Origin of the sequence: Butyricimonas sp. (assembly GCF_019423355.1) — a bacterium.
Classification (GTDB): Bacteria; Bacteroidota; Bacteroidia; order Bacteroidales; family Marinifilaceae; genus Butyricimonas; species Butyricimonas faecihominis.
Genome location: NZ_JAHZBP010000007.1, coordinates 41,457 through 57,902, shown reverse-complemented (window position 1 = coordinate 57,902; position 16,446 = coordinate 41,457). Strand labels below are relative to the sequence as shown.

Annotated in this window: 10 protein-coding genes; 1 reads left to right on the top strand and 9 read right to left on the bottom strand. The window is 39.3% G+C overall.

All coding sequences use genetic code 11. From position 1 onward, the window contains the following. Positions 1 to 146: 146 nt before the first annotated feature. From QVC79_RS10940 to QVC79_RS10905, 8 genes are all read right to left on the bottom strand, one after another. Positions 147 to 2,480: a transglycosylase domain-containing protein gene (locus QVC79_RS10940; RefSeq protein WP_087419279.1), complete on the bottom strand. Its 2,334-nt coding sequence runs from the start codon at positions 2,478 to 2,480 to the stop codon at positions 147 to 149. A gap of 410 nt (positions 2,481 to 2,890) precedes the next feature. Next, positions 2,891 to 4,030: an ATP-binding protein gene (locus tag QVC79_RS10935; RefSeq protein ID WP_270594641.1), complete on the bottom strand. Its 1,140-nt coding sequence runs from the start codon at positions 4,028 to 4,030 to the stop codon at positions 2,891 to 2,893. 321 nt (positions 4,031 to 4,351) lie between these two features. Continuing rightward, entirely contained in the window at positions 4,352 to 5,440 is a 1,089-nt protein-coding gene (locus QVC79_RS10930) for a TlpA disulfide reductase family protein (protein ID WP_270594642.1), read from the bottom strand. Between the two features lie 56 nt (positions 5,441 to 5,496). Next, on the bottom strand, positions 5,497 to 7,002 hold the full coding sequence (locus tag QVC79_RS10925) for a DUF4998 domain-containing protein (RefSeq protein WP_270594644.1): 1,506 nt from the start codon (positions 7,000 to 7,002) through the stop codon (positions 5,497 to 5,499). A 2-nt stretch (positions 7,003 to 7,004) separates the two neighbouring features. Then, entirely contained in the window at positions 7,005 to 8,333 is a 1,329-nt protein-coding gene (locus QVC79_RS10920; protein ID WP_270594645.1) for a DUF4959 domain-containing protein, read from the bottom strand. A gap of 21 nt (positions 8,334 to 8,354) precedes the next feature. Next, positions 8,355 to 10,340 carry a RagB/SusD family nutrient uptake outer membrane protein gene (locus QVC79_RS10915; RefSeq protein ID WP_270594646.1) on the bottom strand — a complete coding sequence of 662 codons (1,986 nt, stop codon included), beginning with the start codon at positions 10,338 to 10,340 and terminating at the stop codon, positions 8,355 to 8,357. Positions 10,341 to 10,355: 15 nt separating this feature from the next. Continuing rightward, the gene (locus QVC79_RS10910) at positions 10,356 to 13,775 is read right to left on the bottom strand and encodes a TonB-dependent receptor (protein ID WP_270594648.1); all 3,420 of its coding nucleotides are present in this window, start codon (positions 13,773 to 13,775) and stop codon (positions 10,356 to 10,358) included. Between the two features lie 120 nt (positions 13,776 to 13,895). Next, positions 13,896 to 15,059, bottom strand: coding sequence for a FecR family protein (locus QVC79_RS10905; RefSeq protein WP_270594650.1), 1,164 nt, complete (start codon positions 15,057 to 15,059; stop codon positions 13,896 to 13,898). A 417-nt stretch (positions 15,060 to 15,476) separates the two neighbouring features. Here QVC79_RS10905 and QVC79_RS10900 point away from each other — a divergent pair, with 417 nt between their 5' ends. After that, positions 15,477 to 16,016, top strand: a complete 540-nt coding sequence (locus QVC79_RS10900) for an RNA polymerase sigma factor (RefSeq protein WP_270594652.1) — start codon at positions 15,477 to 15,479, stop codon at positions 16,014 to 16,016. Here the strand turns inward: QVC79_RS10900 and QVC79_RS10895 are convergent. Then, a complete protein-coding gene (locus QVC79_RS10895) occupies positions 15,979 to 16,386 on the bottom strand; it encodes a hypothetical protein (protein WP_124316036.1) in 408 nt (135 codons plus the stop codon). The two genes, QVC79_RS10900 and QVC79_RS10895, sit on opposite strands and share 38 nt — an antisense overlap. Positions 16,387 to 16,446: the final 60 nt, after the last annotated feature.

Genomic DNA, 16,446 nt, shown 5'->3' with positions numbered 1-16,446 from the left:
CTCCCAATAGGGGAAACCACTTGGTAATCAACTCTCCCCCTGTGTAAGGGGGAATCGGTGGGGTAGTTCTCAAATAAAACTTTTTCAATCTCGTTATTCTTACAATACTTTCTATAAATCAGATCATCAACAAAATGAATTTTCAATTAATCAAAGATTTCATCTGAAGAATCGTAATCCGTCATTCCCTCTCGATCCGCATCCCCACAATCAAGCACATGGTTCACCCCATTCGGTTTTTGGAAATCACTTTGCGGCACGGCAAGAGATTTATCCGCATATACTTTCTGCATAAACAAAGCCCAAATCGGAAGTGCCATACTGGCTCCCTGTCCATTCGCCAGATTCTGGAAATGGATAGAACGATCTTCCGCACCTACCCAAACCCCTCCGGCAAGATCAGGTGTAATTCCGATAAACCAACCGTCTGAGTGATTTTGTGTCGTTCCGGTCTTTCCCCCGATCTGGTTCTTAAAACCATACCGAAAACGCAAACGGCGACCCGTTCCTTCATCCACAACCCCCTGCAACAAATTCGCCATCAGGAATGCCGTGTTTTCAGTAATCACTTCTCTGGATTCCGGGTAGAAATTCGCCAGCACGTTACCATACTTATCTTCTATTTTCGTCACCATCATCGGTGCATTATATACCCCTTTATTCGCGTATATCGAGAATGCCCCGACCATCTCTTTCACGGAAACCTCGGAAGACCCTAAGAAAATTGCGGGAACCGGGTCTATAAAACTCGTGATTCCCATCCGGTGAGCCATCTGCACGACAGCCTCCGGGGTGAATTGTTTTAGTACCCAACCGGAAATATTATTCACCGAATTTGCCAATCCCCATTTCAAAGTCACCATCTCACCTTCCCGCTTATCCGTGGAATTACGAGGCGTCCAAGTCGTCCCGTCCGGCAAGACAAATGTCTGTTGCACGTTCAGTACCTGATCACAAGGTCCCAACCCTTCCTGCATCGCCAACGTGTAAAGAATCGGCTTGATCGTTGAACCGATCTGCCGTTTTCCGGTACTCACCATATCATACTGGAAATAACGATAATCCGGTCCTCCCACGTACGCCTTGATTCGGCCCGAAGAAGGTTCCATCGCCATGAATCCGGCCCGGAAGAATGACTTGTAATGTTTCAATGAATCCAACGGACTCATCACGGTATCCCGTACACCTTTCCACGTGAAAACAGACATCGGAATCGCTTTATCAAAGGATTTCTTTATCTCTTGAAAACTCTTACCTGCCTTATTCATTGACCGATAGCGCTCGGTACGACGGATAGAAGTATTCAAAATATCATTGATCTCGGAAACCGTCAAATCGTTCGAAAAAGGCGGATGAGCTTTTCTACTTCTCTCGGCCATAAATGCCGGCTGCAACGTTCCTCCCAGATGTTCCGTCACGGCCTCTTCCGCATACTTCTGCATCCGGGAATCCAATGTTGTATAAATCTTTAACCCATCCGTGTAGATATTATAATGCGAACCGTCTGATTTCAAATTCTTGTTGCACCACCCGTAAAGCGGATTCGTCTCCCAAGCCAAAGAATCTACCGCATACTGGTCTTTACTCCACTTGCTGTAATTCTTTTTATCCGGTTTGGATGCTGTCATGTATAACCGTAAATATTCCCGGAAATAAGTCGCAATTCCCTCTTTATGATCCTCCTTGTGGAAGTCCAATCCCAAAGGCAGAACCTTCAAAGAATCAAATTCAGCCCGTGAAATCTTGTCATATTTCAACATCTGTCCCAACACCACGTTCCGGCGTCCCAACGTCTTCTCTTCTCTGCGTACCGGGTTAAAAAGTGAAGGATTTTTAGCCATTCCCACCAACATGGCAGCTTGTTCCACCTTCAAAGAATCGGGTGTTGTCGAAAAATATATGTTTGCGGCAGAGTTAATACCAACAGCCAAGTTCAAAAAGTCAAACTTATTGAGATACATCGTGATAATCTCTTCCTTCGTATAGCTCTTCTCCAATTTCACCGCAATCACCCACTCCCGGAATTTACGCACGGCTAACTCCATGAAATTCTGATTTGCCTCCCGAGGGAACAACATCTTTGCCAACTGTTGCGTGATCGTACTACCACCTCCAGCAGAAGAATTTCCGGTCAACATACCCTGTGCTACCCGGAACAATCCCCGCACGTCAATACCACTATGATCATAGAAACGCACATCCTCCGTGGCAATCAACGCATCGATAACACTCTGAGGAATATCCTTATAATCCATGTACCGACGGTTCTCACTCCCCTCGAAATACTTTCCTAAAATCTTCCCGTCCTCGGAATAAATCTCCGTGGCAAATTTATTCTTGGGGTTCTCCAACTCCTCGAACGTGGGCATAAAACCTAATTTACCCGCTGAAACGAGGTAGAAAAAGAAAAACACACCCGCAACAAAAACAATAAATAACCCCCAGAAAATGGCAAAGTCTTTCCAATATCTTTTAAACATCACTTCTCGTTTTTATTTTAGCATACAAAGTTAGAAAATTAAATTTATATCTCTACCGATCAAGAAGAATCTCTCCCTGCTCTTTCATAAAAACGATTAAAACTTCTTGAAACCTTAAGAATTTTATTCCACAATCCACTTCTCAATATTTCGTGTCTTGTTGTCGAAGTTAATGCCAATCTTGAACAATTGACGAGAAAAAGATAACATATCTTTCACGAAATACAAAGCCTAAAAAACATATGAAATACACTATCACACAAGGTGCATTTTCCCTTCACCCTCGAATCAAAGACACCCGCTGAACGTTTTTGAAACGTCTTTGATTCGAAAGTGATACGTCTTTAATCCCTAACTACACCCTGTATTCAACGGGTAATGTACGGATTCTACACGGATAACGAACTAATCTACACTTCATTCATAAATTTATAACTCGGTATGACTTTGATCACGAAATCCTCCACGTAGAAAACATCTTCCTGATCCAATGTAACAATATAACCTTCATGCAATTTATACGCTTTCAGGGCATCCACCAATCCATTAAATTCTCGTTCCCGATTATCTGCGTTCAAATCCAGACAAACTTGAATCGCTTGAGTTATAGTCCCTTTCTCCACAACGACAAAATCACATTCCCCTCCACCCCGGTGATAGTATATTTCTTTATATTTCAACCGTAAAGCATTATATATTAAATTTTCCAACTTATGTCCTTCATCCCCTTTCACTTTACTCACGTTAGCTGTAACTAATCCCGTATCAATGGCATAAATCTTTTTAGGATTAATACTTTGCTTTTTTAAAGAATAGTCAAACAAAGGAACAAGACTAACAAGATAGCTCAATTCCAAATGAGAAAGATATTCTAATATTGTTGTCGCAGAAGCAATTCCGGAAGGTTCTTTCAATTGATTCGCAGAAATCAGATTCCCCACGTTAGAAAGCAAATATTTCGTCAAACGCATCAACCCGCGAGTATCTTTTATCCCATAACGCACGGCAATATCCCGGATTAAAATATCATCCAGCAAATTAGCCAATACCTCTTCGAAGGGTGTTTTTAAATATTCAGGAAAACCTCCCGTCTGCATATACTCCAGTACGGTCTCCCTGTTCAGTTCCAATCCTTTGAACCGGCAAAATTCTTTATAAGAAAAAGGGAACAACTCCATCGTGATATGCCTACCGGTTAGACTCGTTCCAAGCTCTTTACTTAGTAACGATGCGTTAGAACCGGTAACAAACACTCTAAAACCTTCGTCTAATTTTTGACGCACGTATCTTTCCCAACCCCGAACGATCTGTATCTCATCGAACATCAATATCTTTTGCCCAAAATCCGATATAATCTGATCCAATTTTTGAAAATCCGAAATCTCGAAATCAAATAATCGAGGGTCATCAAAATTCACGTAAAGAGTATCAATACGTTGTCTTTTCAATAGTTGATGCAAAAGTGTACTTTTTCCACATCTTCGAACCCCGGAAACGATTAAAGTATGATTACTTGCATCTGGTAAAAAAGCCAATTTATCCCGAAGCATTCCCTCTCCTTTTGCTTGTAACGTTTCCCCTTGCTACCATATAATCTCACTTAAAAAATCCTTTTGCATTATGATTTTTTGTATTTTAATAACACAAATATAGAGTTTTGTGTGGGTAAAACAAAATAGCTTCCAGTGCAAATGGAAACTATTTTCCATTTGCACTGGAAACTATTCCCCGTTGGAAATCACGCTTTACATTATTCCGGAAAATAGAATATCTATTAAATATTAAAGCTTGTAAAGGGTGTATCAAAACCAAATTTGACACACCCTTTTAAAACACGCACCTAATCTAACGAATATCTCGCTAAATTCTTTTTATTTCTTTTTCAGTAATTCTCCTATTTTCTTTCTTAACGCATCCCCACTCAAACCTTTGTCTACAATCACATTATCCTCATCCAAAATATAAGTATAAGGAACTGTTTGTAAACAATAAGATTGTATCATTTCAGAATATTTCCCATCAAAATCAGCGATATGCCTCCATTCCGTTATACCATCTTCCAGAATAGCTTTTCTCCACATCTGTTGGTTTTCGTCCAAAGACACACTGATAATCTCCACTCCTTTTAAATGATATTGTTCGTAAATACGAAGTAGATTCACATTTTCGACACGGCAAGGAGCGCTCCAAGCTGCCCAAAAATTAATAATCTTCAAATTCCCTTTTATCTCATGTAATGTTGTATTCTCCAAATTAAAATTCGGAGCAACTCTACCGATTTCCACCTGCTCATAGCGTTCTATTTGAGCCGCAATGGCTTTGCCATAAGAAGTCTCTTTAGCCACTTTCCCCAAGATATTATAGCGCATGGTCAGTTTTTCCAAACCGATGTCACGCATCGTAGAGGAAACAATATAAGCGGCAACGTAAGTATCAGCATTCCGCTTCAATAAATCTAACTCCTTTGCTTGTGCATCTTCCAAAAAACTTTGAAATTTAGCATCAATTTCCGCCATTTTCTTCCGGTCCTTTTTCTTTTCCGCTTCTACATAAAATTGTTGCAGACGATCCCGTTCCTGCACCATATCAACATCTAACCGATTAAATTGTGCCAACAATTCCTGTGAAGGCCCTCCGCCTATAACAGAATTCTGTCCCATGACTGTAAATTCCGTATTTTCCAACATCATGGAAGCCAACACTTCTTGTTTCGTCGTTACCACATGTGCTATTATTACCTCGTTTACTTGCCCGGAAAAGAAAAAATTACCATTCACAGATTTAGTACGAGCTAATGTATCTATTTTCACTTCATTGTCCGTCACCAAGAATAAATCACCATCAGGCAACCCAACAATCCGACCCGTGATCCTATACCCGCCATCCTGACTTCCTGTTTGGGACAAAGCTTCAGTACACACTGATAACAACAAGAATAAATACAATATAATTTTTCCCATGTTTTGTTTGTTTTATAGCTGAGGATATATCAAAATTGATATACCCTCAGTATACATTAAAATAAACTGATTTCAGAAACAACTACACCCATATTAGAACTACTTTGCGCCTGATCGTTAAAGATAAATCTAATCATCAAAATATCCTTAGGTTCAGGGAAATGGATAATCGTCGCCTCCCGGCTTGTAGTACCCAACGTGTTTTCTTCTAAATAAGTAGCATTTTCCCAATCATATCCATTTTCAGAAACTTGAATTTTAACTACCGTTGGAGATAATTTACTATTTACAAATCCATTCGTGGCAAAACTCGGTTGCACCAATCGAATTCCATGAACCGTTTTCTTTTCAGACCGACTCAATGTAATGATATGTTCACGCCAAGCAGCTTGAGTAGTAGGAGCCCAATTCGTCGAAAAATTCATATCAAACATATTCTTTATCGTAGAAGGAATTCCTTCTTCTTCACCCGGCTCTTCGGTAATATTCCAATCTTCTGTCGATAAATAGTTCAATGTCGGCTCTACAGGATTTCCTGCATGGTGGAAATAAGCATTCTCCGCCATATCCGGTAAGAAATGTTTATTATACCTGTACACTTCCAATCCATACACCTCGTGTGCAATTTCCAATGCAAAAATACTACGATTTATGTCATCATACAGCACACTGGTTGTATTATAATAATTCGATAATTCCGGTTCATACTGATAGCGATTTCCTGCAAGATTCAACCGCTTCAAGTTCGGGAGATACAAAATATCTTCCAACGAATTCAATGAATAATTAATATCAAGTTCAGAAATTGAATTCAGCTGTTCAACCGTCGGATTCTCCACTCCAAATTTTTCTCTGAATAACGTCTTAAAATCTACAGAGAAACTGTGTTTCTTATCCAACTCGATACCTGCCAAGGGAACTACTTCCCCCTCTATATTACCATTTCTATATAAAAGAACAACTCCATCCTCTTTGACATCTTCCAAACGATAGTACTTGTTCGCTGTCACAAAATCAGAACTCAAAAGAAGCTTCTGTTCCGTATTGTCAGATTTCCGGGTATAGGTGAGATATGCGGACTCGATCATATCAGTCCAAGTTGAAAAATAGATAATCAAATTATCCTCCACAAAGAAATGTTTCTGCACCAAACGTGGAAAGTTCAATATTGTTTCATGATTAGCCGTGTAAGGACGGACATAATTAGTGATTACCAATGAAGTATTTCCTGCATTATCAACTCCACAAATGGTTACTTCGTAAGAACCTTCTTCTTTCAACCCTTCAATCGTGTATGCTGTTGACGTCGGAGGTAACATTACTTTTTTGGTATTTTTATCCAATGTCCAAGTAATTCTAATACTATCCACCACGGGATCAGTACTATTTTTCCATGTCATATTCAATTTTTCCCAACCAGGAACAATTTTCACATCACTGCACTTTGTCAGGTAACGGATCTGTCCATCGCCAGCATAATCGCTATACGTATCCTCTAAGTCATCACACCCTGCCAAGGCAAAAAATACAAATAAAATCCATAAATATCTTTTTGCTGTCATAATCATTCTGCTTTAGTATAAATCTCTAATTCATGGAATGTTACATATTCATTCAAATTCTGATCCTGATGAGCAAATTTCACATCATAAGAATCATGAACCATTAATATCAAATACCGATACGTCTCCGCTTCTGCAGGAACACTGACTGTCATAAATTCAGGTTCTGCCGCAGTAAGTTCTTCAAGACTTTGTATTCTAGCTTCATTCCCCGCATTAGTTGCACAATAACGGCACCAACGGTTTTCATTCGGTCCATTGGGAGCTTCCTCATAATTCCCCAATTTCACCCATGCCGATTGATCATTAGGATCACTATTCGTACCATAAATCGTCACGCTACTCGGTAATTTATTCTGATACTCCCTATCCCAAATCTTCTTTTGCGGAAGCGTAGAAGTCTGTGACGTTCCATCCGGCATAATAACACAACCATTCAACATGGCATATAACCTCACCTGTGCAACCTGTTTCGGTGTTCCGAAATCTACAATAAAAGGTTTATCAAAAGCATGAGGGCCTGCCAAAAATGTATTATACACCCCTTCCTTCGGAGGATAAACACCCTTTACATTACCATCAAACAAGTACTCTATGCCTGTTTTAGCCTGCGTATGTACCTGCACTTCAGCCGTAGATGTAAAAGTAAAGTTCTCCGGAGCCAATTTCTCCACTTTATAGGCAGCAACATTTTCCCACACTTTTTGCTTCACGGCATACCCTGCAAAATCCTCTGTCCGAATAATAACATCATACGACTCCATATCTTGTTTCGGGCTCAACTGCATACGTCCTGCGCCACCACTAAACACGTAAGTACCAACAAGCAAAGTATCCAATTCTGAAGTAAAAGGACTTACTCCCATATAAAATACGTGTACTAATCCTTTTGCTCCGGCCGGTACATCCCATGTCATATCAAACCCTTTCCAACTGGGTTTTATCTGCAATTTATCAAAGAAGGCAACAGGACCTGAATCTTTTGTACTAAAAGTTACTTTTACCGGGTCCGATTCCACATTATTCCGATCACACAACGTCACGAAAGCTTCCACATTTTGTTGAGCCTCGTTAAAACCAATTAATTCTATGGAATCACAAGCATAACTAGCCGTTCTTAACACATCTTCTCCTTGGGCGTTCCGATAGCGAACCTTAACACCCATAACATCCCCGTCTTTAGGTAACTGGTAGTGCATAATAGCACCACCTGATACCGGGGTAAAAGAAAAAGAATCTGAAATTTCTACATTAAAAGTTGTTGATTCATCATCCTTGCAACAACAAAATGTACAAACCATCAACAGAACATATATAAATCTCTTTACCATATTCTTTATCATTAATTATTATTACCAACCTGGATTCTGTACACAACCGGAAATCATAACTTCCTCGCTCTCCAATGGGAACAAATAATCTCTCGGAGCCACAAACTTACGTTGAGACCAAACAACTACCGGTCCTGCATAATTATTATAGAACGAATCTGCATCTTTTCCTAAAATATTCCATCCCAAGAGAGAACTATTCAATTCTTCGGCCGCAATTAACCAACGACGCAAATTCCAGAAACGACGTCCTTCAAAAGCAAATTCAATATTCCATTCTTGACGGATGATTTCCCTCATACCGGCTTGATTGGTCACTTTCTCAGGTGAGTTAGAAAAATCAGCCCATGCAACCTCTACATCCGGAATTCCCGCACGCCGACGTACCTCATTCAAAGGATTATATACATGTTCTTTGTCCGGAGCCGTTAAATATTCATTCCATGCTTCCGCTTTCATCAAGTAAAGTTCAGCCAAACGAGTTTCAATAAAAGCTTCCTCACGATTATCAACCGTAGTGTATTCTTTAGTACTAACATTAGAATAACTTCCCTTTTTAATCCAATACCCCGTCAAGTTCTGGGGAAGAGTCGTGATACTCGTGGATTGTGTTCCGAATTTTTCACCTTGATAAGCTGTTACAGCCATATTTTTACCACGCATCCAATAACAACGATCCGCTGCAATATGGGCATAGAAACGAGGCTCACGACGCAAATGCAAAGCTAAAATACCTTTCGTGTTATTCGTACCGCTAACGTATGGATTTCTAAAATTATACTCTTCCCCAACCATCATTACCACATCTTTATACTTTCCATTCGTTTCTTGACTCAACTGATAGCGCTTGTCATAATTCCAAGTTTTATCAGCGTTTATCGGCAAACCATTTTCCGTATAGTACATTTCCACCATTTTAATACTTGGAGAAACACAACCCATACAATCAGCATTGTAATCATCCAAATCAGAACTTTTAAAATACGGTAATGTCCAATTGTGCCAGAAATTCATACTTGTATATTCCGGACGAATCATAAAGACTGCCTCCTGATTTTTCCAATCTTGTCCCAGCACAGAGTACTCAATATCCAGCATCGTATTACGCAAATTAGAAGCATAGGCCTTATTACCTTCTACCAAGTCCATCCCACCATCTTTACAAATCTTGATAGCTTCCTCAACAGCTTCTGCTGCAATTCTCCACTTTTCTTTATCCGCAGCGGCAGGAAACAATAATTCACCTTTTCTGTTTTTGAAATCATTGTACATGGGGTTACCATTAAAGATCGGTGAAGCTGCATAAAACAAGGTTTTTGCTTTTAAAGCGGCAGCGGCCTCCAAACTATAATACCCCTGACGAGAAATCTCTTTACTTGCCCAATGAGGCAACACCTTCATAGCTTGGTCACAAAGAGAAACAATCGTATCCACGCATTCTTCGATAGGACGACGAACAAATTGCATCTCTTCCACATCAGCATTCGCATCTACATTTTTGTCAATCAACACGATCGGACCGTAACGACGCATTAATTCAAAATAATAATGTGCTTTCAAAGCTTTTAATTCAGCTACCCACAAATCCTTCTCCTCTTGTTTCATGTTATACACTTTTTCGATTTGTTCGAAAAAGATATTACAATAACGGATAGCCGTATAAAATTGGGAAGTCTGCCAAATATCCCCATAAGGAGACTGAGACATCTGTAAACCATCACCAATAAACAAACCGTCCCAACAATACACATTACTCAAAGGGTAAGTTTGGCGAACATATTGTCCCGTCACAATCTCATCAGTCCCGGCATAGGCAGGATTCATTACTACAGAAGCAATCTCTTTTATCAGATAAGAATGACAACTTTTAAACCACTCCTCTGCTTGTTCTCGCTTCTCGAAAATGGTTTCAATCGTCTCTATATCATTTTCGGGGACCATATCCAAATAATCACATCCCGTCAAAAAGAGAGAACATATCATCAAAATAGAAACTATATATTTCATAATCAATATTTAAAATTAGAAACTCAAATTCAAGCCAACTGTGAATGTTTTCTGGATCGGATAGTTAAATCCGTTGGAACCCATCTCTACATCCCATACATCGAAACTACTGAACATAAACGGATTGTTCGCACGGAAGAAACACTTCACATTCTGCAATTTCCATCTATTCATCAACTCTTTCGGAAGATTGTATGCCAACTCTAAAGAAGTACAACGCAAGAAACGACATTCACGCATAAAATAAGTACTCTTTCTTACTTCTGTTCCACTAGTCCAATTTTCCTGTGGATTATGCTCCGTAATATTAAAGGTTGACAAGCGCGGCCAGAAAGGACGGTCACTCATGTTGTTTTCCGACCAGTGGTCTTCATAAATAGCTTTCAACATCGCTCTATCCTGTACAAAAGGAGAAATACTCTGCGGGTTCATAAAGAAAGAACGTTGACCACTTCCCTGGAAAGCAAAACTAAATTCCCAGTTCTTATAATTAAACATACCCATAAAACCATATATCATACGCGGAGTTTCCGGGAATCCGATGTAAGTAGCATCCTCCACCGTGATCGTTCCATCACCATTCAAGTCACGATAACGGATATCACCCGGCATCACGTTACCACCCTGTGTCGGTGAATTATCAATCTCCGCCTGATCACGAAATAATCCTTCGGCAATGTAACCAATAGCTTGGGAAGACTCCTGACCCTTCATACGTTGGTATTCCGGCTTATTAACAGCCTCATCAATTTCCAAATAAGAAGAACGGCTATATGTGATATTTCCGTTCAAAATCATCCAAAAATTGTTATTAAAGGCATGCTGTACCTTACCTGAAAATTCAATACCGCGAGTACGCCCTTTACCGATATTATCCAACGGTGCATATTCAACACCGGCAACAGAAGGAATGGTTTGACGATAACCGAGTACATTATGACGAATTTCTTGGAAAGCATCTAAATTAAATTCTACCAATCCATTATACAAACGACCTTCCAAACCGAAGTTTACGGTCTCGGCAATCTCCCATTTAATGTTATCATTAGCATAATAGTAAACATGATATTGCTCAAGCATTCCCCCGTAAGGTTCCGGATCACGGTAAGATCCTCTTTTTCCAAGTGATGGTAAATAAGCGAAACGCGGTTCATTACCAATAGCGTCATTACCTACTTGTCCATAAGAAGCTCTTACTTTCAAATAAGATAACCAATTTGAAGCCTTTTGCATAAAGGGTTCGTTAGAAACAATCCAAGATACACCCCCTGCAGGGAAAAATCCCCATCTTTCACCATCAGCGAAACGTTCAGAACCGTTATATCCAAAGTTACCCTCGATAAAATAACGATCTTTAAATCCGTAAGTTCCACGCATAGAGAACGTCATATTACGCTGAGGTTGACCATTCAACACGCTCTGTACCGGATCATTTTTCTTTTCCATCATTTGGAATACCCCAATTAAAGAAGTCTGGTGATTTTTCCAAGCTGCCGTATGATACAAACTAACATCATAAACAACTTGAGTAGAAGCCGTATTTGTCTTTTGCCCTACAGACAAGGTTCTCACCGCTTCGGTCGGATTAATAGCTTGCAGGGTATGCTCTCCTGTTTCTTCGCTATAACCTGCCAATGAATACAAAAAAGGTGTTGTTTTAAACATTGTTGCATTGTACCCCTCTGAACTGATAGAAACACCGGCACGAAGCTCTAATCCTTTTACTAATGAAGAAAAGTTCTGGATATACTCAAACCGGTTTGAAGTAGAGTAACGAGAACGTTCTTGATATCCTTGATGCAACTGCATGTAAGGATTCGTCTGTTTGGCAGTAGTAGTACCAAAACGGATATGCGGCCAATTATAAGTTTCATCTGCCGGATAAACAGCTGCAAAGTCTACCGGAGAGGCTGAGAATGCCATACCGTACACACTACTAGCCCCTACCATCGGACCATGATATTTATCGAAGGTCGTGGCACTATTAATTAATAATTGGATACCTGCTTTCAAATTGATCGTCAAGTTCGCACGGAAAGTCGTTGAATTACTCTTGATTCCTACCTCGAAATCGTTCAACTTATCCGTTTTTTGTTGCCCCAAATCTCTATTGTAATTCACAGAAGCGTAATATTGTAATATTTTTGAACCACCCCGGATATTTAAACCGAAACGATGATTTAACGTATAGTCTTTAATCATCATGTCATACCAATCATTAGCCGGATACAACCAATCCGGATATTTGCCTGAAGCTGTCCGGTTAATTTGCTCCACGCTATATTTTGGTGTCGCATTCGGATTACGTGTTAATAATGCTTGGTTATACATTTTCATCCAAGTAATAGGATCTACGACTTCGATTTCTTTCGTTGGCATAGAGAATACAGCTTCATAACGTGCTGTTGCATAAACACTACCCTCTTGTCCTTTCTTAGTTGTCACCACAATAATACCGTTCGCACCACGAGCACCGTACATTGCTGTTGCAGATGCATCTTTCAAAACACTGAAAGTCTCAATATCTTCCGGAGCCATCCGGGACAAATCCAATTTGGAAGATTCTACCCCATCAATCAAAATCAATGGTTCAGAACTCGCATTTTGGTTAAAAGAAGTAATTCCTCGTACATAAAATTTGGTATTCATCTCTTCCTCGGTCAAGGCTCCCGGCATACCCCCCGTTTGCCAACCGATAATACCGGCAACACGACCGGCTAAACTAGAAGTTAAATCGGAACTGGAAGATTTCAGATCCATCGGACGTACTGTCGTGATGGCAGATACAACACTTTCTTTTTTCTGTGTGCCGAAAGCCACAACCTGTACTTCTTCAATATTTTCAGCTGTTGGGTTCAGGGCTACATTTACTTTTGTTTTCCCTTTTATTGGCACAACTTCCGGTTTGTATCCCACGAAAGATACCCGTAACACGTCATCCGGTTTCACGGCCAAAGTATAACGACCATCCACATCCGTAGCAACTCCTTGTGTGGTTCCATGAATGATTACAGTTGCTCCGGGAATCGAATTTCCTTTCTCATCCGTAACTTTACCACTCACCTGAATCAATTTTACCGTAGAGGTTTCTTGTTGCTTTACGATAGCAATATTATTACCTGTAATTTTATACGTGAACCCCGTATCTTTAAGTATTATTTTTAATACCTCCTCTACCGTTGCACCTTTAATGCTAATCGTCACTGGTTTAAATTGTTCTACTTGTGTTTTTTCATAAGCGAAATTGACGCCAGTTTGTTTTTGAATATCTAGCAATACATCTATTAAAGGAACATTTTTTAAATCAAGAGAAACCTTTTTATTTGGGGCCTCTTGCGCATTAAGATTTATAAATCCTACTAAAAGTAAGCATACCAAAAGGTATATTTTGCAAAAAGAGCTATCTCCATTGCGAAATAGTAAACTTTTTTTCATAACTTTGTTTTTAATATTTATCAATAATTAATCGGCTCCAATTTCTCACCGAGGAACCATTAATTTATTACACAGGATGTTCAAGGCAAAAGGGCATCCTGTTAATTTTTTCAGGACATCTTATTCTACAATCTTCACCTCCTTCCCTTCGATTAAGAATTTAACATCCGAAACAAATTCGATCATATCCAAGGCCTCTCGGAGTGACGCATGTTGTTTTATGGAAAATACGTATTCTTTTTTCTTCAAAATTGCATCATTTTTGACTATAAACTGAACATCATAGTACAGTTCAAGACTGGAAATTACTTGTTTTATGGTTTTCCCGTTGAAGAGAATATAACCGTTACGTTTAGCGGCATATTCTGCCAGATTTGTTTGTGTAACTGTCAACTGTCCTAATTTATCCACGAATGATTTGTCACCGGGATGAAGTACAGTTTCCTTTCCATCTGATGAATTTTTCGGGGTAATACTGACAACACCCTCTACCAACACGGCCTCATCCGGCAAATTGTCCCGTGAAATAACATTAAACGTTGTCCCATACACCTGCAATTTCATATTATCCGTGTTTACCACGAAACGATTCGAAGATTTTGTCACCTCAAAATATCCTTCCCCACGAAGAGTCACTTCTCGGGTAGAAGTTGAATCAAATTTCACCGGGTAAGTTAATTCACTCTGCGGGTTAAGCAACACGAAAGTTCCATCCGATAATACAAGTTCAAAGGTTTTTCCTCTTGGAACAACAACGGTATGCACCGGGATAATTTCTTTTTCTTGCACCGTATCCACACGATAAATACTATCGGATTTGGTGTAATTCAACTGGTTATCATTAGTTTGCTGATCCATTTTCGAATTTAATTCCTCGGCAGTCAGTTTATCCCCGGTTTCCGTGATTATAAAAACCGATTCTCCCGCATTCTCGCTTTTCATGGCAATCTGCATCCCGTCCATCTTATCCGGATTCATGTCATAATACCACCAAGTTCCCAGCGAGAGCAATAAAATAACAGATGCCGCCACGGTCATTCGTTGCCACAATACCCGTTGATGTTTCCGTCTTCTCGTCTTTTGCAATTTTGAATAGAACTGATCCAGCTTTTCTTCAGAAAAAGATTCGTTACGAGTCGGCTGATTTGCATAGTAATCAGATGCCCGTTGATAAAATTCTTCATTCCGGGGATCTTCTTTCCGCCAAAATTCTACCTCTTCGACCGTTTTTTTATCAGTCTGTCCATTGATATATGAAAATATTTTACCCCAATCAATCTGCATAAATTTTCAATCTTTTATACAATAAACGCACAATGAAAAAAATGGGACCCCCATTTCCAATATTTTTTTTGAAAAAAATTTCATTGATCCAACCTGTAGTTTCCTAAAATTGGTTTACTAAGTTTACGGTAAACTTTTTTCAGGACAATACACAATACTTGGCTCGCAGTTAGGCTATCCTTTCCCTATACCATAAACATAGCATGAACATAGTAACAACATAACAACAACATAGATTTGTGTTCATGTTCTGTACGCGGTATGTTCGAGATGACTTTATGTGGTAGAGGAACCATAGAAAAAGGATAGAGAAAAGATAGGGAAAGGCGGGATCAAATCAAAAAATAAAACGAGTTTTAATACTTGTAATAAAAATTTTATCTTATATATTTGTGAGATGTATCTTTAATCCTTACTATGCAAGAGAAAGAATTTGAACATATTTTCAAATGCTATTATAGTGATATATATAATTTTATCTATCACTATATCATGGATGGAGATGATGCAGAAGATCTAGCACAGGATGTTTTTATTTGTTTTTTTGAAAAATATAAATCACTGCCGGAAGGGATCAATTCGAAACAATACCTTTTATCTATCGCCAAAAATCGATGTATTAGTTTCCTACGCCACAAGAATGTCATTGACCGGAATAACCTCAAATACTTTGAAACCTTGTTATTCAGTGCCACCTCAGAGTACGACACCACGTATGATGATTTGTTTTTAAAATTAAATATTGCCATGGACAAACTTTCCGACCTGCAAAAACAAATCGTGCAAATGAAATTAGCCGGGAAAGATTATTCGGAAATGTCAGAAGAACTAGGCGTAACCCACTCCCAAATCCATAAGAACATCAAAAAAGCTTACGATAAGATCAGACATTATGTTGAAAAAAGTGAGGCTATCATGCTTATTCTATCACCTCTATTTTCACTTTTACATCATTAACGGTACATCCATCCGTCTTGAATTCTATGATCATCCCGGTATGAGTCCACATCGTCTGGAAATCCCGATCTTTCAGTTCTCCTGCTTTTAAAGGAAACGAGCGACGGGAACGAATTCCACTAGTCTCTCCGTCCTCTCTTATGGTCAAAATAGCATCACAATCCAAGGTACCTTTCACCGTGATATGTAACCTTTGGGGAGTTTCTGTTTCAGTGTTATAGACAAAAGTGGCCAATTGCTTATTATTAATAGTAAACGTCTGTTCCTCAACAACTCCACCAGATGATTGCATCCACACGACGATTCCCAGTATCAACATGATTAAAACCGCAAAAACATATAGAATTCTTTTCAATTTCTTACTCGTCATAAGTACCTATTTTTGTTATAATGATTATTACAAAGCTAGCAATTTAAGGTCAAATACCCA

What these genes read in the sequence shown, in the direction of transcription:
- QVC79_RS10900 (WP_270594652.1), top strand. Translation starts at nt 15,477, where the DNA reads ATGCAAGAGAAAGAATTTGAACATATTTTCAAATGCTATTATAGTGAT.
- QVC79_RS10940 (WP_087419279.1), bottom strand. Translation starts at nt 2,480, where the DNA reads ATGTTTAAAAGATATTGGAAAGACTTTGCCATTTTCTGGGGGTTATTT.
- QVC79_RS10895 (WP_124316036.1), bottom strand. Translation starts at nt 16,386, where the DNA reads ATGACGAGTAAGAAATTGAAAAGAATTCTATATGTTTTTGCGGTTTTA.
- QVC79_RS10930 (WP_270594642.1), bottom strand. Translation starts at nt 5,440, where the DNA reads ATGGGAAAAATTATATTGTATTTATTCTTGTTGTTATCAGTGTGTACT.
- QVC79_RS10905 (WP_270594650.1), bottom strand. Translation starts at nt 15,059, where the DNA reads ATGCAGATTGATTGGGGTAAAATATTTTCATATATCAATGGACAGACT.
- QVC79_RS10920 (WP_270594645.1), bottom strand. Translation starts at nt 8,333, where the DNA reads ATGGTAAAGAGATTTATATATGTTCTGTTGATGGTTTGTACATTTTGT.
- QVC79_RS10915 (WP_270594646.1), bottom strand. Translation starts at nt 10,340, where the DNA reads ATGAAATATATAGTTTCTATTTTGATGATATGTTCTCTCTTTTTGACG.
- QVC79_RS10925 (WP_270594644.1), bottom strand. Translation starts at nt 7,002, where the DNA reads ATGACAGCAAAAAGATATTTATGGATTTTATTTGTATTTTTTGCCTTG.
- QVC79_RS10910 (WP_270594648.1), bottom strand. Translation starts at nt 13,775, where the DNA reads ATGAAAAAAAGTTTACTATTTCGCAATGGAGATAGCTCTTTTTGCAAA.
- QVC79_RS10935 (WP_270594641.1), bottom strand. Translation starts at nt 4,030, where the DNA reads ATGCTTCGGGATAAATTGGCTTTTTTACCAGATGCAAGTAATCATACT.